Genomic DNA, 20,105 nt, shown 5'->3' with positions numbered 1-20,105 from the left:
TCAGCTCTTTTATAGGGTTGCTATCAGTCGTCAAAACGGCTTAGGTACAAGCTATTCTCGGCGAACGTCAATATGGCGGAAAGAGGGGAGCGAATGGAAAATGGTTTACAACCAAGGTACGGCTATTTCTCCTTTTGAGGTGCAGCCTTAATTCGTCGAGCCTGTGGGCGTAGCACACTTCAATTTTGCAAAGTGAGGAGCTATGGGAACGGAAATTTGGCTTCTGTATGTCAGCACCGTATTCATTTTGATGAGTACACCGGGCCCTAGCCAGCTTTTGATGCTTTCCAATAGCGTCAGCAATGGCTTCCAACGGTCGCTATTTACCGCTGCAGGCGATTTGTCAGCCAATTTTTTACAAATGATTGTCGCCTCGATAGGTTTGGTGAGCATTGTTCAGCAATCCAGTGATTTCTTTATCGTCGTGAAGTGGGCGGGGGTGGCATATTTATCGTACTTGGGCCTACGGTTGATCTTCTCAAAGAGCGGGAGCCATGTAGGTGTGGCGAATCAGGGGCGGTCGAAAAAAAGCTTGTTTTGGCAAGGTTTTATCACTTCAGCCGCAAACCCTAAAGCCGTTGTTTTTTTCGCTGCTCTTTTTCCACAGTTCATTAACCCATCTGAGCCCCTTCTGCATCAGTTTGCGATACTGAGTGCCACGTATCTCATCATGGATGCGGTTTTCTTGTTTTCCTACGGTAAATCAGCTGAATGGGTTAGCACGAAACTAAAGTCATCAGCACGCCAGTACTTAGGTAAGGTATCTGGGTCGTTTTTGATTGGCGCAGCGCTGCTTCTAGGGCTGAAGGAAGTTGATGCTAACTTATAAAACGCCTCGCCAGCGATAGATACGGGGGAAAGCTGTGGTCAAGCAAGTGGGCGGAGTTAACATTCAACCTAGGCACAGGGCTGCATGCCACTGCGGCATGGTGGAGCTCGAACTCGATCTGCCTGATGGTCTTGTTGACCCGAAAAGGTGTAACTGCTCTATTTGTAGGCGCAAAGGTGCTGTTATGGCCTATGTACCATTGAGTGGTCTTCACATTCTTCGCGGTGCTGAGCATCTAAAGCTATATCAATTCAATTCAGGTGTCGCAAAGCATTACTTCTGTTCAAAATGCGGCATCTACACCCACCACCAAACGCGCTCGAACCCCACTGTGTATGGATTCAATGTCGGGTGCCTGGAAGGCGTTAACCCCTGTGATTTGGATGGTGTACCGGTTAGCGACGGTATCAACCATGAATCTGATCTGTAGCAGCAGGGATAGGGAGACTATAACGTGTCCAGCGTTGGATGGTTCAGCACCACCCAGCAATTCAAAATAGGCGCATTGGTAGTAAGGTATTGAGATGGAGCATGAAGCGCTGGTCAAAAAATGGCTGATGAGTGATCAGGCACGTATGGAGGCGCTGACAATAGCGGCTGCGCGGAAGCTGCCGGGGTGGTGTCTCGCTGCTGGATTCGTTAGAAACTTGGTGTGGGACAAGCTGCATAATTTTTCGAAGAATACGGCCCTTAACGACATCGATTTAATTTACTTCGATCCTGACGACATAAGCGATTCCCGCGATCATGAGATCGAGCAAGGATTAAGGAAAGTCTCAACGTTTCCCTGGTCGGTAAAGAACCAGGCAAGAATGCACGAGAGAAATAATGACTGTCCGTATACGTCCACTGAAGATGCCATGAGTTTCTGGGTAGAAGTAGAAACTGCTGTAGGCGCTGCTTTGGATGATGATGGAGACGTTATTCTTGTAGCTCCCTTTGGTGTTAAGCCTCTGTTTGACTATACCATTACCTTAAATCCCAAACGACCAAAGCGAACAGATTTTGATGCCCGAATATGCGCTAAGCGATGGCTACAAACCTGGCCAAGGTTGGTGGTAAAGGTCTTATAGATGATTGTTGTATCGGCAGGGCTTAGCACTGCACCGAGATCAACTATTTTCTTTACCGTGAAAATTGGTTGAAAATTAATAGGAAATGAAGCTATGGAACTTGCTAGAGTAAATGATGAAAATATCAACGATCTTTATGACTTGAATGTCAAGCTTGCTGAGTCTGAAAATCAAAAGCACCTGTTTACTGCTGATAGAACAAGTTACGCCGACGCTTTTTTGGCCTCTACGCCTGCTTGTTTTGGATTGTTGGCTTATCAAGACAACCAGCCCATTGGCTTCTATATATATAATTTTAAGTTTGCGAGTTACGTTGGATCCCGCGTTCTTTATATTGAGGATCTGTACTTGATCGATGGTTTTGATGGCGATGAAAATAAAAGTATTTTACTACAGCATGCTGTAAATGAGTCACAGTCTGAGAATTGCTGTAGAGCTGAGATGCGTGTTCTTAAAGAGTTCAATATTGGGTATGATCTTATAAGTAGCTTTGGTTTCAGTGAGATCAAGAAGTGGAATGTTTATCGTCTAGATCTTTAATAAACCAGCACCAGTGCGCGTTGTCATTAAAACCTTAACAGCATATACGTGGAGCCTGTAATGAAATCAACCGTGGAAGAGCGTATTCGTTCGTTGGGATTGGAACTACCCGTCGTTACCACGCCAAGGGGCAGCTTTCGTTCCTATGCCATTTCGGACAACATGCTCTATCTGTCAGGTAAGGGTGCTCCGTTGCGAGAAGAGGGAGTTGTTGTCCCAAAAGTTGGGCAGGAAGTCACTGTTGAGCAGGCTCGGATGTACGCTCAAGAGGTTGGCCTGTATCTCCTTGCGCTCATTAAAGAAGCGCTGGGTGACTTTGATCGGGTTCAGCGTGTCGTGAAGGTGTTTGGTATGGTCAATGCTGATCCTAACTTTACTTCTCACACTGAAGTCATCAACGGTTGTTCCGACCTGTTTGTTACTGTTCTTGGTGAGCGCGGTGAGCATGCACGCTCTGCCATTGGGGTTGGCTCATTGCCGAAGGGGTTTGCTGTGGAAATTGAAGCCATCGTTGAGTTTTCAGACTCTTCGCCACACCATCGTCACGCTTAACCTCTTCCTTGAGCTGTCCCCGCTTTTGGTAGCTGTTTTACCAAACGTTGAGGGCTTAGGCTCAGTAAAGGCACACTCCTGCCGACAATCAATTGGGTTCGGAGCTAGCGCTTTCCGAGAGCATCATCAACAAGGAGGAAATGGTGCAAATTTGTGAAACGGAACGACTATGTATACGGACATTATCCTTAGACGATGTTCCCGAGTTGGCCAATATCCTTAGCGACCCTGAGGTGATGAAATATTCGATTCGAGGCGTTTGCGATGAAACGGCGACTCGGCGGTTTATCGAGTGGTGTTTGGAGAGCTATGCAGCTCACAGCATCGGGCCGTGGGCCTTAGTAGAGAAGGATTCTGGAAATCTTGTTGGCTTTTGCGGTATCAGCCCCGAAGAGGTCAATGGTGTTGAGGAGATGGGGCTAGGCTATCGGCTAGCCAAACGGTACTGGGGGCAGGGGCTGGCGTCTGAGTCAGTGCAAGCGGTACTCCATAATGCACTTAATCAAAAGCAGCTATCGTCGGTGGTGGCTATTATTGAGCCTGAAAATGGTGCATCACTTAAGGTCGCAGAGAAAGCTGGGTTTTCTGAGTTCGACATCCTTGAGTTTCATGGCCGTCCAGTGAGGCTGTACCGGTTAACGTTGCAGCAATGGCATGCATTACAAAACAATGCCGTGGGCACGATAGGTGTTTGATGGTAATGCGCTGAGGAGGCTCAATGCCAAAGGTCATACTGAAAGGATTTATCATCGTCCCCGAGCCGGATCTGAACGCTGTTAAAGCAGAGCTCATCAACCATAAGCGGTTAACCCTGTCTGAGCCCGGCTGCCTCGTTTTTGAGGTTGTTCAAGGCACTATTAACCCCTATCGATTTGATGTGTATGAAGAGTTCATTGACCGAGACTCTTTTGGGCGACATCAAGCTAGAGTGAAATCCTCCGCCTGCGGTAAGGTTTCAGCCAATATTGAAAGGCATTACAGTCAGCAATCCGCTGGGTAGCTAACCCAGCGGCTATAACCGACGTTTCTTACTTTCGTATGTGTGCTCTATTAGCCGCGCTTCTTACCAGTATCTCTCATACTCATCACGTAAATAATGAACATGATCAGTGAGCCCATTACAAAACACCATACGCCTACGGTTGCGTAGCTCGCAAAAGCGGGAAGAAACAAAAGACTGCCAAAGAAGAAAAATAAGCTTGATAAGAGACCGAGTAGGTTGGGTAGCTGTTGATGCTGCGCTATCTCACCGTTCATTTTATTTCCTTATCTGAACTATTACTTTCAAGAGCCTCACAGTGCTTAAATACTGATGTCCGGTGCAAACTGAAAGCCCACCGATACCCGATTCCAACTGTTGATTTGGACAATAATGGCGGTGAGGTCAATTAGCCCCTGCTCACCAAACGCAGCTAGGGCGTTTTGATAGTCGTTGTCACTCACCGCTTGCTGGCTGACCAGTGTTAGTGCTTCGGCCCAGGCGAGTGCGGCGCGCTCTTGTGTGCTGAAGCAGGGGGCTTCACGCCAAGCAGGCAATACGTCTAAGCGAACCTGGTGTTCGCCATCGTCTCTGGCCTCTTGCGAATGCATGTGCTGACAAAAGCAGCAGTGATTAATTTGCGAAACACGTAGGTTGACCAAGTGGATTATCGAGCGATCAACCGTTGAGTCTGGGGCAACGTCGCCTAGTGCCGTCAGGTGCTTAGCTAGGCGGGGGCAAAGGCGATATACAGACTGTTGAGAGATACGAGTAGACATGTGGGTGACCTCGGTGAGTAAGTTGAGAGCTCAGCTTAACGTCGAGGTTTTTTTACGCCTTGTAAATTTGCGACAGTTTGCGCTTGCGATAGGCGGCGGGCGTTTCATAGGCGAGTGATTGGAAGGCATGGGTGAAGTGAGCTTGGTCATAGTAGCCGCATTGCAGGGCTATTTCCGTTAGGGGCAGCGTGGTTGCAAGCAGTCCATGGCGGGCTCGGTTCAGCCGGGCATAGGCCACTAATTGGCCTGGGGTAACGCCCACCTCGCGTTTTAATTTGCGCTCCAGGGTACGTCGAGTAAACCCTAGCGTGGCGCCTAACTGTTGGGGCGGAAGCTGAAGTGCTCCAATGGCTTGAACAATCTTAGTGATACGGCTATTGGCGGGTGGCTGGCTTTCTAGTCGATGTAACAACCATGTTTCCAGCAGGCGTAAACCCTGTTGCGAGTCCGACTGGTAGAGGCGCTCTACCACAGGTATTAATCCTTGCAATCCTAATGGTTCAAGCTCGTTATCCAAGCGGTAGTGTGTATCTGTGAATGCTTCGGGTAGCAAACCCAGCAAGCAGTGGGTGCCGGCTGCCTTAAAACGAATGCCCAGACAGGGTGCGGTGGTGTCGAGTGTCTCTATCAACGTGGTTTTGTTGAAACAGAGCGTGATAATGGGGTGGGGGCTGGTGAGCTTGATGCTGAGGCTAGCATCGGCATCAGGGTAGAACTTTTCGGTTCTTGATTCAGTGAGATGCCCTGGGCGCCCCATTGACCAAAGGCACTGAACCCACGGGGCTAAGCGTTTATCAGGCAGGCGATGCCGAAAATTTAGATCGTTAGCGTTGCTTGGCAAGATGAACTCGGTCATGGCGTTAACCAATGGTATGTTTTTTTAATGATGGCTCACATTAACTCAATCACGCAGCGTCTGGGAGCTGGCCCGGCGCCATACACTAGGCGGCGCTTTTTCCTGGCGAGCCCAGTTGCGCCTTAGCTGCCGCTCATCCCCGAATCCGGATGCTTCGGCGATACGCGCTAGCGTCCATGTCGTTTCGGTCATTAACGCTTTGGCTCGCTGCAGGCGCAACCCCATAATGTAGTCGCCCACCAGCATGCCGGTGAGGCTTTTGAATTGGCGCCGAAAATGACGCTCGCTCATGGCTGCCTGAGCCGCCAATGTCTCGATACGCCAGGTTTGCGAAGGGGCGGCACATATTGCATCTTGAACGCGATGCAGCCGTTCATCCACATGATTGCGGCCCTCAAGCCATGCACCCAATTGAGGCTCCTGACCACTGCGACGAAGATACAGCACCATCTCTCGCGCTACCGCCAAGGCCAGTGAATGGCCACAAGCACGGGTAAGCCAGTACAGCATGGTATCAATGCCGGTCGAAATCCCCGCGCTGGTTAAATAGCGCCCGTCCTCGGTAAAGATACAATCACTTTGTACCTTTGCTTGTGGGGCTTTGGCTTGTAACTGCTCGATTAGCGCGTGGTGGGTGGTACAGCGTCTTCCCTTTAACAGGCCCGCGTCTGCCAGTAATAGCGTGCCTGAGCAAACGGTCATCAGCGTATCTGCATAGTGGGCATTCGCTTTGAGCCAAGCAACACACTCTTGCTGCGCTAATGGCTCAAGGCTATTGCGGTACTGCCCAGGAATAAGCAGTAAATCTTGAGTAGGAAGCTGTTCAGGCAAGGGATCGATGCCGCTAAGGGTCAGCGGCCCTAGCCACTGCATGGCCGCTTTGGGGCCGAGATAGCGCACCTGAATGTCTATCGAAAGCCGGTCAGCACACTGTAAGACCTGAAGTGGGCCAACCAAATCAAGTGGCACTTGGCCGGGCATCATCAGTACCGCCACCCGCAAGGTGGTGGCTCTTGTGGATGGCGGTTGGCTATTGTGTTGCTCTTCACTCACGGGGGTTTTGCCATTCGTTGATCATGTCTTGTGTGCTGATAATACGCGCAAAGCGGTCTTCAAGTACCAGTTCGGTGCGCGCCTTAATATCATCTGCTGACCAGGTGATGCCGTGGCGTGTCATGGGGAACGTTAGGGTAGCATCGCTGATAAAGTCGACGCTAAACCCTAAATCCGACGCCACCCGTGCGGTGGTTTCGCAGCATTGCTCGGTACGAATACCGCTAATCGCCAGCCGTTCAATGCCTCGCTCCCGTAACCAGCTTTCTAGTGAGGTATCGCTGAACGCGTTATGCGCACGTTTATGAAAGGTTACCGCCACTTCATCGTTAAAGTCATCAAGCGGACGAATAAGGCCACCGTCAGGGTCGAAAGCCCCTTGGCTGCCAGGTGCCTCATGCAGAATGCGCACAACCGGTATATCGTTGGTCTGGGCTGCGTTCAGCACCGCACGCTGCTTGGGACGCCACGCCTGAGCCAGTGATTCTACCCAGTAATCGCGGGCAGGGAACGAGGCTTGAACATCAATTAATAGTAATGCGGTTTTAGGCTGGGTCATGGCTAATCTCATCGTGTTGAAGTGAGGTTACAGATTAGCTGTTACGCATTCTGCCAACGATGCGTTAAGCGGTCACAAAGGAGGCAATTTCGGCCATGTGTGGCCGAAGGGTAATATCTGACAATGGCGATTATGAATGAACATCTAGGCGCCAGGCTCTCACCTCTGAAGGGATATGCTTTCGAGAGGGCGAGCATTGTCTGCTAAGTTAAACTTGCTACCTTCAACACCATGGTTGTTGACCCAGAAAAGCCGATTAACCATTTCAAGTAGGGAAAATGCTCTTCGTTTACGGCGATAAATCCCTTGGACTCGTACAGCCTCCTTGCTCTCGGGTTGCTATCGATAACGTCTAAGCGGATCGTCTCGAAACCATTATCCACGGCATGTGCAATAATGCTATCCAAGAGTCTGGAACCTATGCCTCGCCCTCGGAATCGGCTATCGACAGCAATCCCATCCATCACCAATTCTTGAGATTTTGGCTTGCGCTCGAATAAGCTGAACACCAGACATGCCCAGAGCCCTTTCAATGTTCCAAGCTTGCCTATCAGCTGTTTCATCCCGATTCCGCTCGTTAGCGAACCATTGGGCTGCTGAAACCCTGCTAGCCCAATGACCTCATCTTCAAAGATGGCAGTAAAGGAAAATTCAGGGACAAAACAGTCGGAGAGTAATTGAATGCGCTTAGCCTTGTCAGGTATTGCGCTCGCGAATTTAGCGCCGAAAGCTTCTTCATATAGCTTAGCGACAGGCCCAGCCTTCTCAAGGTTAAAGCCTTTCTGAATCAGAACGTTCATATACTGGCTCCTAGATTCAAAGAGAAATGACTATTGGTCACAGACGCAGTGAATTAATTTTTATTTGCAGGGATGAGGCAACTTCAGTAGTGGATGAGGAATTGCCGCGGGTCTTTGGTTCAATATCATAAAGGGGGGATGCATCGTTAGTACCTTCACTGATAATGGCATGATGGGTACCTGTACCGTAAATATGTGTGCTAATTTGAGTTGGTCTGGTCGACCGTATGCAATCATTGAAAATGTGATTGTTTCCAAGGATCACCGCAAGCAACGTATCGGTAAGGCCAATCTTAGGTGTGCTATAGACTTTGCCCAGCAAGCTGGCTGTTATAAAGCGGCGCTTATGACGAGGTCTAAAGACCCCGCGACACAGGTTCTACGAGTCTTCAGGATTCAGCCCAAGCAAGCAGAGGTATCAGGTAGGGTTCAATGCATAACGCCCCATCCGATGCGCACGCACGGTTTTGCCATTAATACGGGTAAGCGTAAGTTTTGGGATAGGAGAGAGACATGATACCAATCGAAACATGGATGGCTTTCACTGCCGCATGCGTTTTAATAATTCTAGTGCCGGGGCCTGATAATATACTCGCCGTTAGTCGTGGACTTAGCCAGGGGCGTCTAGCGGCTTGTGTCTCCAGCGTAGGAGCTGGAATGGGGCTGATGGTGCATGTGGTTGTCGCTTTTCTTGGTTTGGCGGCTCTTATCCAGACCTCTGCCGTTGCCTTTAGCGCCGTTAAATTGATTGGGGCCGGGTATTTGATTTGGTTAGGTATTAAAGCATTACGTTCCAGAGACTTGATTGCATTTTCATCGCATCGTCGTTTGTCTTACCGCGAGGTTTTAACCACTGGGTTTCTAACCAACGTGCTTAATCCGAAGCCCGCGCTATTTATCTTGGCATTTATTCCTCAATTTGTATCGCCGGCGCAGGGATCGATTGCGTTGCAAACGCTATTGCTAGGTGCTTGGTTTGCTTTTATGGCATTCGCTATATTCGCCGTGCTGGGTCTCTTTTCATCTATGTTTGCGCGCTGGTTGGAGAGTCGTCCGCGCGTAATTCAAGGCCTGAATATGGGCGCTGGAGCAATGTTCATTGCAGCGGGGTTATCAGTGATATTTCTTGAGAAAGTGGAGAACCGCTAGTCGAAGACGACTAAACCTTCACACAGACAAAAATAGCGTTTCCAGAGGCGTTATCCCAGGGGATGATTTTTTCATAGTTGTGCTCAAACACATGAACCTCAAAGTGAGGCGCTAAGAGTGCGCTTAACTCCGCAAAGCTGACGGCTACCATGGGGTGTTCGTCGTTCCATAGCTGTGTTCCTTCAGCGTTGGCTTTTTCAATGCTGAGCCTAAGCGACTGCTTTTCACCTTGGCCACTGTAGTGCCATCCCGAGCGGAACGTGAATAAATCGCTTTCTTGTTGGGCGCTGTGTTTAACAGATAAAGCGTTATCGATTTTGTCTTTATCGACTGCGTTAAAACAGAAAATACCACCAGACTTGAGGGCACAATGAGCACTGGATATACACGCTTTTAGCTTTTCAATCCCATCGTTGTAGTGGATTGAGTATAAAAAGCAGGTGATTAAGTCTTGAGGCTCGTTGGCCTTGAAGTCACTCATATCTTGCAACGTGAAGTGTGCTTCTGAGCAACGCGTGGTGGCAATATCCAGCATGGGTTGATTAATATCAAGCCCGCTACTGGCGTATCCAAAATCAATAAAATGGCGCACGTGTGGGCCGGTGCCACAGGCTAAATCTAGGTGTGTCGTTCCGCCGTTACCGAAAATCTGATGCAGCCTGCGAATGGCGTGGCTTTGCGCTTGATAGTCGATATCCACGCACATCAAATCGTAGTAGCCAGAAAGGTCGGTATAGAGGGCATTGACGGACATAGTGACCTAATAGTGGCTACTGAAATAGGGTGGGTGGCGCATAGTAAACGAGCGAGTAGGGTTTGAGAAGCAGGCACAGCTTGGAGTTTAACGATTACGCAAATACATCTTGCAGCCCTAAAGAAACTCTGACGATGACCGATATATACCTAAGACCATCGAGATTTCTCTGGTCGTTGCTAAATGCCGAGAGTGCCCGTTATGCCGAAAATGCTGATCTTTATCATCACCTTGCTTCTCATTCTGTCTAACCAAGCGCAGGCAAACTCGAGTGCGGCAGAGGCGGCGGCGTTGGCGTGGCTAGAAGCCATCGATAGTGGTCAGTATGAGCAGGCATGGGAATCGTCATCTTCACTACTAAAAAAGCCGCTTTCACCGCACATGTTAGAACGGACGATTGGTGCAGCGCGTCGTGACTTTGGTGCGGTTCAGTCGCGTCGGCGAGTAAGCGTTGTCCGCGAAACCTCTATGCCTGGGGCTCCAAGAGATGACTACGCGGTTTTGACGTTCCAAACACGTTTTGAAAACAGATCATCGCAGATTACGGAAACCATCACTCCTCACTTGGAAGAGGGCACGTGGAAAGTTAGTGGTTATTACTTGAACTAACCGACTCCTCAAAAATATTGCAACCACCTCTGGTTTGCAGCATCGCCTTGGTTCAGGCTCCTTTTCCCCTCGAATCCTGCCATCACGTTGTTCATGACGAAGCTCAATTTGGCTGCTACGTTGAGTAGATAGCCTTGTGTATGTTGCTATGGATAGGCTGCAGATTCAGACGGGAATGTTCAAGGCGTTGAATGCGAGGAGTGGGTATGCAAACCCTTTCTCTCAAACCGCACTGGCTCTGGTTGATGGTTGCCGGTTTGCTAATGGCTACTATGTCGTTTACATGGCAGGCCATGGCACAAAGCGCTTCACCAAGCGTTCTGGTGCTTAATATTGAAGGCGCCATCGGCCCGGCTACCAAGGACTACTTTGAGCGTGGGCTGGATAAAGCCCGCGAGCAGGGCAGTGAGGTGGTGATCGTCGAGCTCGATACCCCCGGCGGGTTGGTCGACACCACCCGCGACATGATTCGCGAGATGCTCAACGCTGACATTCCCGTGGTGATGTACGTTTTCCCCAGTGGTGCGCGAGCGGCAAGCGCGGGCACCTATCTACTTTACGGTAGCCACGTGGCTGCCATGGCCCCCTCGACGCATCTCGGCTCGGCCACGCCGGTACAGATGGGCGGTGGGCTGCTCGGCAGCGATGAAGACGAAGAAGATAATTCGGCTGAGGAGTCCGAGGGCAGCGCCATGGAACGCAAGGTGATGGAAGATGCGGTGAGCTTTATCCGCAGCCTAGCGGAACGCCATGATCGCAATGCCGATTGGGCTGAAGAGGCCGTGCGCAATGCGGTCAATCTCACTGCCAGCGAGGCGCTGGAGCAGAACGTCATCAATGTGGTGGCGCGCGATCTTGACGATCTCCTTGAGCAGATTGACGGCATGAGCGTGGTCATGGAAAGCGGTGATGCCACGCTTGAGACCGCAGGCCTCACCATTGAGCGCTTCGACCCTGATTGGCGCACCCAGGTGCTATCGCTGATCACTAATCCCAACATAGCCTTCTTCTTGATGGTCATCGGCTTTTACGGGCTGGTTTTCGAGCTGGCCAATCCCGGCAGTCTGTTCCCCGGCACCATTGGCTTGATTTGCTTGCTGCTCGCCCTGTTTGCGTTTCAGGTGCTGCCGATTAACTACGCCGGGCTTGCGCTGATGGTGGTCGGGCTGGCGTTGATGGTGGGTGAGGCATTTATGCCTAGCTTCGGCGTGCTGGGGGTTGGCGGCATCATTGCCTTTGTGCTTGGCTCGGTAATGCTGATGGACGCGGAGCATCTTGCCATTTCGCTACCTCTAATCGGTGGTGTGGCATTGATGTCCGGGGGGCTAATGCTATGGACGTTAACACGCTTTGCAACGCTGCGCCGTCGTCCGGCACACACTGGCGCGGAGCAGTTAATCGGCGCAGATGCGGTTGCACTGGATGATTTTGAGACCAGCGGCCATGTAAGGCTGCATGGCGAGCGCTGGAACGCAGTAAGCGATGTGCCAGTCAAACGAGGTGAGAAGCTTGTGGTGGTGCGCCTTGATGGCTTGACGGTATATGTGACGCCCCGCTAGTGCCCACTTTCTGACATAACCGACCCACAGCTAAACGAGGTGTCCAATGATTATTTCGTATTTAGTTCCTGTCGTGCTGGTGGTGATGTTGATCGCTGCCTCTATTCGCATACTGCCAGAATATAAACGCGGCGTAGTGTTCTTTCTGGGGCGTTATCAGATAGTGAAAGGGCCTGGGCTAGTCATTGTGATCCCCGCCATTCAGAAGATGGAGGTGGTGGATCTGCGCGTCATTACCATGGATGTGCCGGAACAGGACGTAATCTCTCAGGATAACGTCACCGTTAAAGTTAATGCGGTGCTTTATTTCCGCGTCGTCGATCCAGAAAAGGCGATCATTCAAGTCGAGAATTTTACCCAGGCGACCAGTCAACTAGCACAGACCACTTTGCGTTCCGTGCTGGGTAAGCATGATCTGGATGAGATGCTTTCCGAGCGCGATAAGCTCAACGACGATATCCAGGAAATCATCGATACCCAAACCGAAGCGTGGGGTATCAAGGTCGCCAATGTTGAAATTAAGCATGTAGATTTGGATGAGAGTATGATTCGCGCCATTGCGCGCCAGGCAGAGGCGGAGCGTGAGCGTCGCGCTAAGGTGATTCACGCTGAAGGGGAACTGCAAGCATCCAAGAAACTGGTCGAGGCGGCCAATGTCATGCAGGAAAACTCTGCTGCGCTGCAACTGCGCTACCTGCAAACCATGAGCGACATGAGCAACAAGAATGCCTCGACAATCGTTTTCCCGCTGCCCATGGACATCATGGAAGCGTTCAAGGATATGAAAGCCAAGCATACGGCAGCGACGCCTGGTAAGGCGCAGGATGACGCCTAGGCTCACAGCTCTTCCCACTGCCTGTGGTACGGTTTGGCAGCAACTGGCAGTGGGCTCCCTGAATACATTTTTTGTTTCATGGGATATGCTTCGAAGCCTCTGATCCAAGGATCCCGGTGATGCCATGTCCCTGATTGCCACTACCCCTGAACCGCCTTACTACGCCGTTATTTTCACTTCACTACGCACCGAGGTCGATAACGGCTATGACGCAATGGCCGCAAGAATGGTTGAGCTTGCAGCACAGCAGCCGGGGTTTTTAGGGGTGGAGTCTGCCCGTAATGAGGTGGGTGTAACAGTTTCTTACTGGGCCGATTTGGCATCTATTAAAGCGTGGAAAGCCCATGCTGAGCATCAAGAAGCTCAGCGGCTAGGCCATCAGCAGTGGTACCAGCACTTCAAAACCCGTATCGCCAAAGTCGAGCGAGATTACGGTATTTAGCTGGTTGCCACCGATTCACGGCTTACACCACCAGCAACAGCAACAAGGGTATCAATACCAGTTCAATAGGAATGGGCAGAAGAATAGTCTCCAGAAAGGAGAGGGTGGCGAGTAGACACAGCATATTCTTCGAGCGGTTAATGCGCTCAAACCACTACTTAGTGCATTTGGATGTTATGGCCATGCAGGTCTCTACACTTCGGGATTAATGCGGCGATAGACAGCCGCTAATAGGCTGTAAAGGCCAAACGCAAAAAGTCCCAGCGCGACAAAACCAAGCAACCACTGACCGAAGGGCTGGCTTCGCAGGGTGCTAAACACCTCGCTCATACCGCCTGCTTGATTGGGATTGATTTGATAAGCGGCGATGATAAAAAAGCTACCCACGATCACAAACACAGCACCACGAATCACTAAGCCGAAACGGCAAATAGGGTAGGCCCATTGTTGCGTTTGTGGTGGCATAGCGAAGTGTTTGTCGAATTTGGCCTTGTAGCCTTTAAGCGCGTGGGCCATACCTACCCCTATCATGATTAGGCCAACCCCAGCGACCAGCCAGCGCCCGAAAGGCTGCTGCATCAGCCAGCCCGCGACACCTTGTGAACCACCACCTGAATCACCCGAAGAGCCCGCCAATTGAAAGATGAGCGTGGCGGCAAAAAAAGCCAACAACGTGTGGGTAAAGGCGCTCGCCAATAAGCCCGCACGAATTGCCAGCCCCTTGGCGCCGTTGCCGTGATGGTCGGTGTCTTTAACTGCTTGGATAGTCCGCCACATCGCGTAGCCCACCAAGCCGATGGCCATAAGGGCTAACAAGACTTTTCCGAAAGGAGCGGTGAGCACGCGTTCTAAGGCGCCCCGACTGCCTTCTGTTTGGCCGCCTTGTCCAAAGGCTGCCAGCGCTGCAAGGCCGCCGACTAATACATACACAATGCCCCGAGAGGCGTAACCCATGCGGGCGAAAAGGGTAATCGCATCACGGTGGTCGGGGTTATTCACACTATTGGCCATGGTGTCCTCCTGACATATTAGGCGTTGCGCATCCCTATGCAATCTAGTTCATATAGCGCTTATCCGCGGCCCATACTGGCCTTGTGCTGTGCTATTGTCCAGCCTAGGCCAAGCCGAAGTGTGAAAGGCTTTTTTTGAAAAACACGAGCAGAACATGAGTACAATTTCGTCACCTATTTTCTGGCGCGATGCGCGTATGCCCTATGTGGAGCTGCGCAAGATTAGCGACGCGCGACAAGTTTGCTATGCGCCGCACAGCCATACGCATTGGTCGCTGGGGGCCATTACCGCAGGTAAAAGCACTTTTTGCTATCGCGATGCGACGCATCAGATTAGTGCGGGTGACATCGTTATGATGAACCCCTACTGGGTGCATGCCTGCAACCCCATCGAGAACCAGCCCTGGGCGTACATGATGCTCTACGTCGATACCGAGTGGCTGAGTGAATTGCGTTACCAATTGGGCCTGTTGAATACGCCGTATTGGCAAGATATCGCCACCGCCGTCATTACCCAGCCAGCGCTTTATGCCGGGTACTGCGATATGGCTGCTTGTTTGCTGGATGAACATCGCGAGATTAGCGATAAGCAAACGGCGCTAGTCGAATACTTGTCCATCATGATGCAAGTGCTTGCTCAGGAATCCCCCGCGGTATTGCCCCAAGCGCCCAGTGCGCTAGAACAGGTCGCGGCCTATTTGCGTGCCAATTGTAGCGCTGATATATCGCTAGAACGCCTATGTGAGCAGTCCGGCTATAGTGCTGGGCACCTGATTCGCGCCTTTAAACAGCACTTCGGACTAACACCCCATGCTTACCTGATTAATCAGCGCATTCAGCTGGGGCAGCAAGCGTTAAAACAAGGGCAACCTATCGTTGAGGCGGCTTTGAACGCTGGCTTTAATGACCAGCCCCACTTTCAAAGGACGTTCAAGCGGCTGGTAGCAGCGACACCCAACCAGTACCGCTACCCGCTACTCAACCAGTAAGACAATAGCGCTAGCCGCCAGGCAGATAGCGAGTGCGCGGTTAATCGTCAGTAAGACAATCGGACGATGAACATAGCGTTTCAGAAAAGCGCCTGCATATACCCAACTGGCCAGCGATAGCCAGCAAATAGGCAGATAGAGGCCGGCGAACAGCCATAGCAGATGGGGCTCATTAGCAGTGGTGTAGGCGCCAATGCCAGCGGCAGACGCCAGCCACGCCTTGGGGTTTAGCCACTGCATCATGGCACCTGTCATAAACCCTGGCGCTTTGACGCCGCCTCGCTCCTGCAAGCGCCCATCGTGCTGTAAAAGTTGATAGCTGAGATAGAGTAAAAACAGAATGCCTGCCCAGCGCAAAAACTCTTCCAGCAGCGGCAGCACATTCAGCAGGGAGTAAAGCCCCGCGCCGATGGCTAAAAATAGCGCGATAAACCCGAGCGTGGCGCCGGTTACAAAAACAAGCCCTTTAGCAATAGGGTAGTGCGTACCGCTACTCAAACAAACGATGTTGACCGGCCCCGGCGAAATAGACGCTGCGAGGGCAAAGGCGGACATGGGTAGCAGCAAAGATAGCAGGGGTGAAGCGCTCATTGTCATTCTCCTCAGATAATGCAAGGAGAATGCAGTAGCGCTTGTGGGCGGTATTGAACAAAATTGAGATCGTTGCTTAAAGCGTTGCCCTGCTAATGCCCAAAAACCGACCAGCCGGTGCGCTGCACAAACATTTCGAGCGCCTGGGTGCCTAATAAGCTATTGCCGTAACTATCTAATCCCGGCGACCAGACGGCAATAGAACCGTGGCCTGGAGCAATCGCCAAGATGCCACCGCCCACGCCACTTTTGCCAGGCAGGCCGACGCGAAATGCGAACTCTCCCGAGGCGTCGTAGTGCCCGCACATCATCATTAGTGAATTGATACGCCGTGCGCGCTGGGGGGCTACCACGCGAATGCCACTGGGTTTGTTGATACCATCCGAGGCCAAAAACAGCCCGGCATGGGCCAACTGCTCACAGCTCATGGCGATGGCGCACTGGTGAAAATAGGTGCCTAGCACCTTATCGACATCATGGCGTAGGCGGCCAAAGGCTTTCATAAAGTGAGCCAACGAGGCGTTGCGGTCGCGGTGGGCCATTTCTGAAGCGGCCACCGCGTGGTCGAAGTAAATGCTGTCGTCGTTGGCGATATAGCGCACAAAGCTAAGAATCTCGCCCAGCGTCTCTTTGGGCTCGTGGCCCATCATGATCGCATCGACCACCGCAATGGCCCCGGCATTGATAAACGGGTTACGCGGTTTGCCGCTTTCATGCTCTAGTTGCACGATGGAGTTGAAGGGATCCCCTGAGGGCTCGCGGCCTACTTTTGACCACAGAGAATCACCCACTTGCCCAAGTGCAATGGTCAGCGTAAATACTTTAGAGATACTTTGAATCGAGAAGGGCGTGGTAGCACAACCTGCCGAGTACACTTTGCCATCCACCGTGGCGAGCGAAATGGCAAACTGCTGTGGGTCAACATGGCCCAGCTCGGGAATATAGTCGGCGACCTTGCCACGCTCTTCTGCCTTCGCCATGGCGGCTGCAATGTCATTGATCAAGTCTTGCATGGGCGTATCGTGTACCGTCAATTGAGGCGGGGCATTACCCTAGCGAAAACTGGTGGAAATGTCTGTTAAACATAACGCCTCTTTTAAACATAAACTGTCTGATCACCTGCCAGTGCGCAAGATTCGGGTCGGCAACTCGCCCGTGAAGGCTTAGGCTGAAAGGAACTAGGCTTTGTACGAAAAGTCGGCGAGCGAAGACTAGACAAGGCAAAAATCAACGAGAAAGCGGAGTTTACGGGGTGTAAATGAGCGTTTCGAGGCGATTTTTAACGCAGTATTGTCGAGCGCAGTCAGTTTTCGTACAAAGCCTAAGCAGCTCCGACGGTCAGAGAGATAAGACAATGAATGACTATGAGCGTATCGAAAAAGCCATGGCCTATATGGTGGCTCATGCGGCGGAACAGCCCAATCTGGAAACGGTGGCTGCTCATGTTCATTTGAGTGCCTTCCACTTCCAGCGACTGTTTTGTCGTTATGCGGGGATTAGTCCCAAACGCTTTTTGCAGGCACTCACCTTAGAGCGCGGTAAGCAGTTGATGCATTCGTCCACTTCTTTGCTGGATATCGCCCATACCCTTGGGCTGAGCGGTGGCTCGCGGCTTTACGACCACTTTGTTCAGTTAGAGGCGGTCACGCCCGGCGAGTATAAGCGCCAGGGTGAAGGAGTGGAGATCGCTTATGGCGTTCACGAAACACCTTTAGGTCGCCTATTCGTCGCGGTAACGCCCCGGGGTATCTGCCGAATGGGGTTTGTCGATATGACTAATTCAGAGGAGTTACTGGCAAGGTTGGCCAAGGAGTGGCCGCGCAGCACCTTTCAACATAACACTGAGTCCACTCGCTATGCGGTGGAAAGGCTGTTTACTCAGCCTGAAGAGGGGGCTACCGCTGTCTCGCTACACGTCACTGGCACCAACTTCCAAATAGCGGTTTGGCGAGCGCTGTTAACGATTCCCGAGGGGCAATTTGCCAGCTATTCCCATATTGCTAAGGCGCTGGGATCACCTAAATCGTCCCGAGCAGTGGGCAATGCAGTGGGCGCTAACCCCATCGCGTTATGGATCCCCTGCCACCGGGTGATTCAACAAAGTGGCGCACTCGGTGGTTACCGCTGGGGATTAGAGAAGAAACAGATGGTACAAGCCTGGGAGCTGGCGCTGGCTCACACAGCGCACGCCCCCAGTTTAACGACCTAATCAATCAGCCCGTTCGCATCAAAAAACGGGAAGGGGCCAGGATAGCGCTGGATAAACCCTTGGTGAGTCACCATACCGTTAGTTGCCGACCACTGGTGTAGCAGGTAACCGGGAGGCTCTAGCTGAAAGCTGGAGGGGCCGTCTGGGGTGAGATCCAAACTCACCTGGTGGGAAACCCCAGGGCAGCTAATCGCTAAAGTGTTAGCAAAGCGGGCCTGGATCGAACGGTGCAGATGCCCGCAAAGCACGCGCTCGACCTGGGCATGTCTGCCAATGACGTCGGCTAGCGCGTCTGGTCGCTTCAGCGGCTGGCGATCCATATGGTCGATGCCACTAACAAAAGGGTGATGATGCACCATGACGAGAGTCGGTTTTTCGGGATGCTCTGCCAGCATAGTGTCTAGCCACTGCAGGCTTTCATCGCTTAACTCGCCATGGGGTTTGCCGGGCACCGATGAGTCGAGCCCTACAATGCGTACCGGATAGTCATCCACGACCCAGTGTAAATAGTCGCGGTGCTGAAACAGATAACGGTGCTCGGGAAAGGCGGCGCGTAGATGCTCGCGGTCATCATGATTGCCAGGGATCAAGTACACGGGCAGCGTTAATTCAGCCAGGATCTGCTTAAAGGTGGCGTACTCGTCAGGGTGGCCAAAATCAACCAAGTCACCGCTAATTAGCACCAGGTCGGGCCGCGGCGCTAGCTGATTGAGCGTGCTAATTGCTTGGCGCAGCGCATTGGCGGTATCTACCTGGCGGTAAGAGAGTTTCCCGCCCGCCTTGATATGCGGATCGCTAATCTGGGCGATAAGGCATTGCTGGGCATGAGGGTCTTTCTGAATGTTTAAACCTTGATCAGCCATTGGCCATCTCCTTGGCATTAACAGGGGCAGTGGGCTTATCTGGATGAAAAAGCACGCTGGAGGGAAGTGCCAAACCGATCGCGGTGCCGTTTGGCCAGCGCTGGCGGGAGGGTGCCTCAATCTGGAGCGGTGAAGCGCCGCCGGTGTCCACCATCAGGCGTTGGGACTGGCCCAGGAAAATGTTCTGCACCACCTTGCCTGTTACATCGGCTTGGTCAACGGAAACCACCTGAATGTCTTCTGGACGGCAGTAGACAGTGGATACTCCCTGCAAATGGGCAGCGATGAGTTCACCTCCATGGACGACCAATCCTCCATCGGCGCGTGTGCTGATCACGTCCAGGCAGTTAACCGCACCAATAAAATCGGCCACAAAGGCGTTGGCCGGCTGATGATAAATCTCTTGGGGAGTGCCCAACTGCGCAATGCGTCCGGCTTGCATTACCGCGATGCGGTCACCCAAGGCCATCGCCTCATCTTGATCGTGGGTGACGTAGACCGCCGTGGTGCCTAGCTCCCGTAGAAGCTGGCCAATCTCGATGCGTAAGCGGTCGCGCAGTTTGGCGTCTAGCGCTGCCAACGGCTCATCAAACAGCAGCACCTTGGGGCGAACGGCAATTGCGCGGGCAAGAGCCACACGCTGTTTTTGGCCACCGGAGAGGGCGTCGATGCGCCGGTCACCAAAGCCTTGTAAGTCGACCATATGCATGACTTCGTCAAGCCGATGGGCGATCTCGACACGTGGCAAACGCTGTATTTTCAAGCCGTAGGCAATATTGTCGGCAACGCTCATATTGGGAAATAGCGCGTAGTTTTGAAACACCATTCCCACGTCGCGCTGCTCAATCGGCAGAGCGGTGACATCACGCTCGCCAAACATTACTTGCCCGCCTTTGTCGGGGCTTTCCAGGCCGCTAATAATGCGCAGGGTGGTGGTTTTGCCGCAGCCGGAAGGGCCCAGCAGTACCAGGGTTTCGCCCGCATTAACCTGCAAATCAAGCGGCTGGAGCGCTGTGTTGCCGCCAGCGAAGGTGCGGCTGCATTGGTGTAGCGTAATGCTGACAGATGAACTCAT

27 protein-coding genes are annotated in these 20,105 nt (G+C 52.0%); 15 read left to right on the top strand and 12 right to left on the bottom strand.

The annotated features are described in order from the left end of the window. Window positions 1-202 precede the first annotated feature (202 nt). From LMS44_RS13300 to LMS44_RS13270, 7 genes are all read left to right on the top strand, one after another. Window positions 203-829: a LysE family translocator gene (locus tag LMS44_RS13300; RefSeq protein ID WP_053857041.1), complete on the top strand. Its 627-nt coding sequence runs from the start codon at window positions 203-205 to the stop codon at window positions 827-829. Between the two features lie 34 nt (window positions 830-863). After that, entirely contained in the window at window positions 864-1,259 is a 396-nt protein-coding gene (locus tag LMS44_RS13295; RefSeq protein WP_082116878.1) for a GFA family protein, read from the top strand. Window positions 1,260-1,353: 94 nt separating this feature from the next. Continuing rightward, a complete protein-coding gene (locus LMS44_RS13290; protein ID WP_138800760.1) occupies window positions 1,354-1,902 on the top strand; it encodes a nucleotidyltransferase family protein in 549 nt (182 codons plus the stop codon). Window positions 1,903-1,995: 93 nt separating this feature from the next. Continuing rightward, a complete protein-coding gene (locus tag LMS44_RS13285) occupies window positions 1,996-2,442 on the top strand; it encodes a hypothetical protein (RefSeq protein ID WP_027957582.1) in 447 nt (148 codons plus the stop codon). Window positions 2,443-2,502: 60 nt separating this feature from the next. Then, complete coding sequence (locus tag LMS44_RS13280) at window positions 2,503-2,994, top strand: RidA family protein (protein WP_022523105.1); 492 nt, start codon at window positions 2,503-2,505, stop codon at window positions 2,992-2,994. A gap of 140 nt (window positions 2,995-3,134) precedes the next feature. Further along, window positions 3,135-3,689, top strand: a complete 555-nt coding sequence (locus LMS44_RS13275; protein WP_082116879.1) for a GNAT family N-acetyltransferase — start codon at window positions 3,135-3,137, stop codon at window positions 3,687-3,689. Window positions 3,690-3,712: 23 nt separating this feature from the next. After that, window positions 3,713-3,994 (top strand): putative quinol monooxygenase, encoded by a 282-nt coding sequence (locus LMS44_RS13270; RefSeq protein ID WP_022523107.1) that lies wholly within the window; start codon window positions 3,713-3,715, stop codon window positions 3,992-3,994. Window positions 3,995-4,044: 50 nt separating this feature from the next. Here the strand turns inward: LMS44_RS13270 and LMS44_RS13265 are convergent, their stop codons facing one another. From LMS44_RS13265 to LMS44_RS13240, 6 genes are all read right to left on the bottom strand, one after another. After that, a complete protein-coding gene (locus LMS44_RS13265) occupies window positions 4,045-4,251 on the bottom strand; it encodes a YrhK family protein (RefSeq protein ID WP_498945349.1) in 207 nt (68 codons plus the stop codon). 45 nt (window positions 4,252-4,296) lie between these two features. Then, window positions 4,297-4,752, bottom strand: coding sequence for a carboxymuconolactone decarboxylase family protein (locus tag LMS44_RS13260; protein WP_009287032.1), 456 nt, complete (start codon window positions 4,750-4,752; stop codon window positions 4,297-4,299). Window positions 4,753-4,804: 52 nt separating this feature from the next. After that, the gene (locus tag LMS44_RS13255; RefSeq protein WP_498945347.1) at window positions 4,805-5,608 is read right to left on the bottom strand and encodes a helix-turn-helix transcriptional regulator; all 804 of its coding nucleotides are present in this window, start codon (window positions 5,606-5,608) and stop codon (window positions 4,805-4,807) included. 45 nt (window positions 5,609-5,653) lie between these two features. Further along, entirely contained in the window at window positions 5,654-6,661 is a 1,008-nt protein-coding gene (locus LMS44_RS13250; RefSeq protein ID WP_053857042.1) for a GlxA family transcriptional regulator, read from the bottom strand. Beyond that, window positions 6,654-7,220, bottom strand: a complete 567-nt coding sequence (locus LMS44_RS13245; protein ID WP_022523112.1) for an isochorismatase family protein — start codon at window positions 7,218-7,220, stop codon at window positions 6,654-6,656. Before LMS44_RS13245 ends, LMS44_RS13250 begins: the two co-directional genes overlap by 8 nt. A gap of 203 nt (window positions 7,221-7,423) precedes the next feature. Continuing rightward, window positions 7,424-8,020, bottom strand: coding sequence for a GNAT family N-acetyltransferase (locus LMS44_RS13240; protein WP_022523113.1), 597 nt, complete (start codon window positions 8,018-8,020; stop codon window positions 7,424-7,426). A gap of 100 nt (window positions 8,021-8,120) precedes the next feature. On the opposite strand from LMS44_RS13240, the gene LMS44_RS13235 reads away from it, so the two are divergent. Together LMS44_RS13235 and LMS44_RS13230 are read left to right on the top strand one after the other, a co-directional pair. After that, window positions 8,121-8,537 (top strand): GNAT family N-acetyltransferase, encoded by a 417-nt coding sequence (locus tag LMS44_RS13235; RefSeq protein WP_082116880.1) that lies wholly within the window; start codon window positions 8,121-8,123, stop codon window positions 8,535-8,537. Further along, window positions 8,534-9,169 carry a LysE family translocator gene (locus LMS44_RS13230; protein WP_022523115.1) on the top strand — a complete coding sequence of 212 codons (636 nt, stop codon included), beginning with the start codon at window positions 8,534-8,536 and terminating at the stop codon, window positions 9,167-9,169. The genes LMS44_RS13235 and LMS44_RS13230 overlap by 4 nt, the downstream gene beginning before the upstream one ends. 10 nt (window positions 9,170-9,179) lie before the next feature. Here LMS44_RS13230 and LMS44_RS13225 read toward each other — a convergent pair whose 3' ends face one another. Then, entirely contained in the window at window positions 9,180-9,923 is a 744-nt protein-coding gene (locus LMS44_RS13225; protein ID WP_022523116.1) for a class I SAM-dependent DNA methyltransferase, read from the bottom strand. 201 nt (window positions 9,924-10,124) lie between these two features. Here LMS44_RS13225 and LMS44_RS13220 point away from each other — a divergent pair, with 201 nt between their 5' ends. From LMS44_RS13220 to LMS44_RS13205, 4 genes are all read left to right on the top strand, one after another. Continuing rightward, the gene (locus LMS44_RS13220) at window positions 10,125-10,532 is read left to right on the top strand and encodes a DUF4019 domain-containing protein (protein WP_022523117.1); all 408 of its coding nucleotides are present in this window, start codon (window positions 10,125-10,127) and stop codon (window positions 10,530-10,532) included. Between the two features lie 206 nt (window positions 10,533-10,738). After that, window positions 10,739-12,091, top strand: a complete 1,353-nt coding sequence (locus LMS44_RS13215; protein ID WP_022523119.1) for an NfeD family protein — start codon at window positions 10,739-10,741, stop codon at window positions 12,089-12,091. A gap of 46 nt (window positions 12,092-12,137) precedes the next feature. Continuing rightward, window positions 12,138-12,926, top strand: a complete 789-nt coding sequence (locus LMS44_RS13210) for a slipin family protein (protein ID WP_009287026.1) — start codon at window positions 12,138-12,140, stop codon at window positions 12,924-12,926. 124 nt (window positions 12,927-13,050) lie between these two features. Next, window positions 13,051-13,368, top strand: coding sequence for an antibiotic biosynthesis monooxygenase family protein (locus LMS44_RS13205; RefSeq protein ID WP_022523120.1), 318 nt, complete (start codon window positions 13,051-13,053; stop codon window positions 13,366-13,368). A 192-nt stretch (window positions 13,369-13,560) separates the two neighbouring features. On the opposite strand, the gene LMS44_RS13200 is transcribed toward LMS44_RS13205, so the two are convergent. Further along, the gene (locus LMS44_RS13200) at window positions 13,561-14,379 is read right to left on the bottom strand and encodes a DUF1206 domain-containing protein (RefSeq protein WP_022523121.1); all 819 of its coding nucleotides are present in this window, start codon (window positions 14,377-14,379) and stop codon (window positions 13,561-13,563) included. A gap of 154 nt (window positions 14,380-14,533) precedes the next feature. On the opposite strand from LMS44_RS13200, the gene LMS44_RS13195 reads away from it, so the two are divergent. Beyond that, the gene (locus LMS44_RS13195) at window positions 14,534-15,367 is read left to right on the top strand and encodes an AraC family transcriptional regulator (RefSeq protein WP_009287024.1); all 834 of its coding nucleotides are present in this window, start codon (window positions 14,534-14,536) and stop codon (window positions 15,365-15,367) included. Here the strand turns inward: LMS44_RS13195 and LMS44_RS13190 are convergent. Next, window positions 15,353-15,958 carry a LysE family translocator gene (locus LMS44_RS13190; RefSeq protein WP_027957569.1) on the bottom strand — a complete coding sequence of 202 codons (606 nt, stop codon included), beginning with the start codon at window positions 15,956-15,958 and terminating at the stop codon, window positions 15,353-15,355. The two genes, LMS44_RS13195 and LMS44_RS13190, sit on opposite strands and share 15 nt — an antisense overlap. A 92-nt stretch (window positions 15,959-16,050) precedes the next feature. Continuing rightward, window positions 16,051-16,971, bottom strand: a complete 921-nt coding sequence (locus tag LMS44_RS13185) for a glutaminase (RefSeq protein ID WP_498945342.1) — start codon at window positions 16,969-16,971, stop codon at window positions 16,051-16,053. Window positions 16,972-17,312: 341 nt separating this feature from the next. Between LMS44_RS13185 and LMS44_RS13180 the strand changes: the two genes are divergently transcribed. Beyond that, window positions 17,313-18,167 (top strand): bifunctional transcriptional activator/DNA repair enzyme AdaA, encoded by an 855-nt coding sequence (locus tag LMS44_RS13180; RefSeq protein WP_498945340.1) that lies wholly within the window; start codon window positions 17,313-17,315, stop codon window positions 18,165-18,167. Here LMS44_RS13180 and LMS44_RS13175 read toward each other — a convergent pair. Then, the gene (locus LMS44_RS13175; protein WP_498945338.1) at window positions 18,164-19,030 is read right to left on the bottom strand and encodes a phosphodiesterase; all 867 of its coding nucleotides are present in this window, start codon (window positions 19,028-19,030) and stop codon (window positions 18,164-18,166) included. The two genes, LMS44_RS13180 and LMS44_RS13175, sit on opposite strands and share 4 nt — an antisense overlap. Beyond that, on the bottom strand, window positions 19,023-20,105 hold the full coding sequence (locus tag LMS44_RS13170; protein WP_498945335.1) for an ABC transporter ATP-binding protein: 1,083 nt from the start codon (window positions 20,103-20,105) through the stop codon (window positions 19,023-19,025). Before LMS44_RS13170 ends, LMS44_RS13175 begins: the two co-directional genes overlap by 8 nt.

The sequence above is a fragment of the Halomonas profundus genome (assembly GCF_020865425.1).
In the GTDB taxonomy this organism is placed as follows: Bacteria; Pseudomonadota; Gammaproteobacteria; order Pseudomonadales; family Halomonadaceae; genus Vreelandella; species Vreelandella titanicae.
The sequence above is the reverse complement of the archived record's forward strand: the minus strand, read 5'-3'. Positions and strand labels throughout refer to the sequence as shown.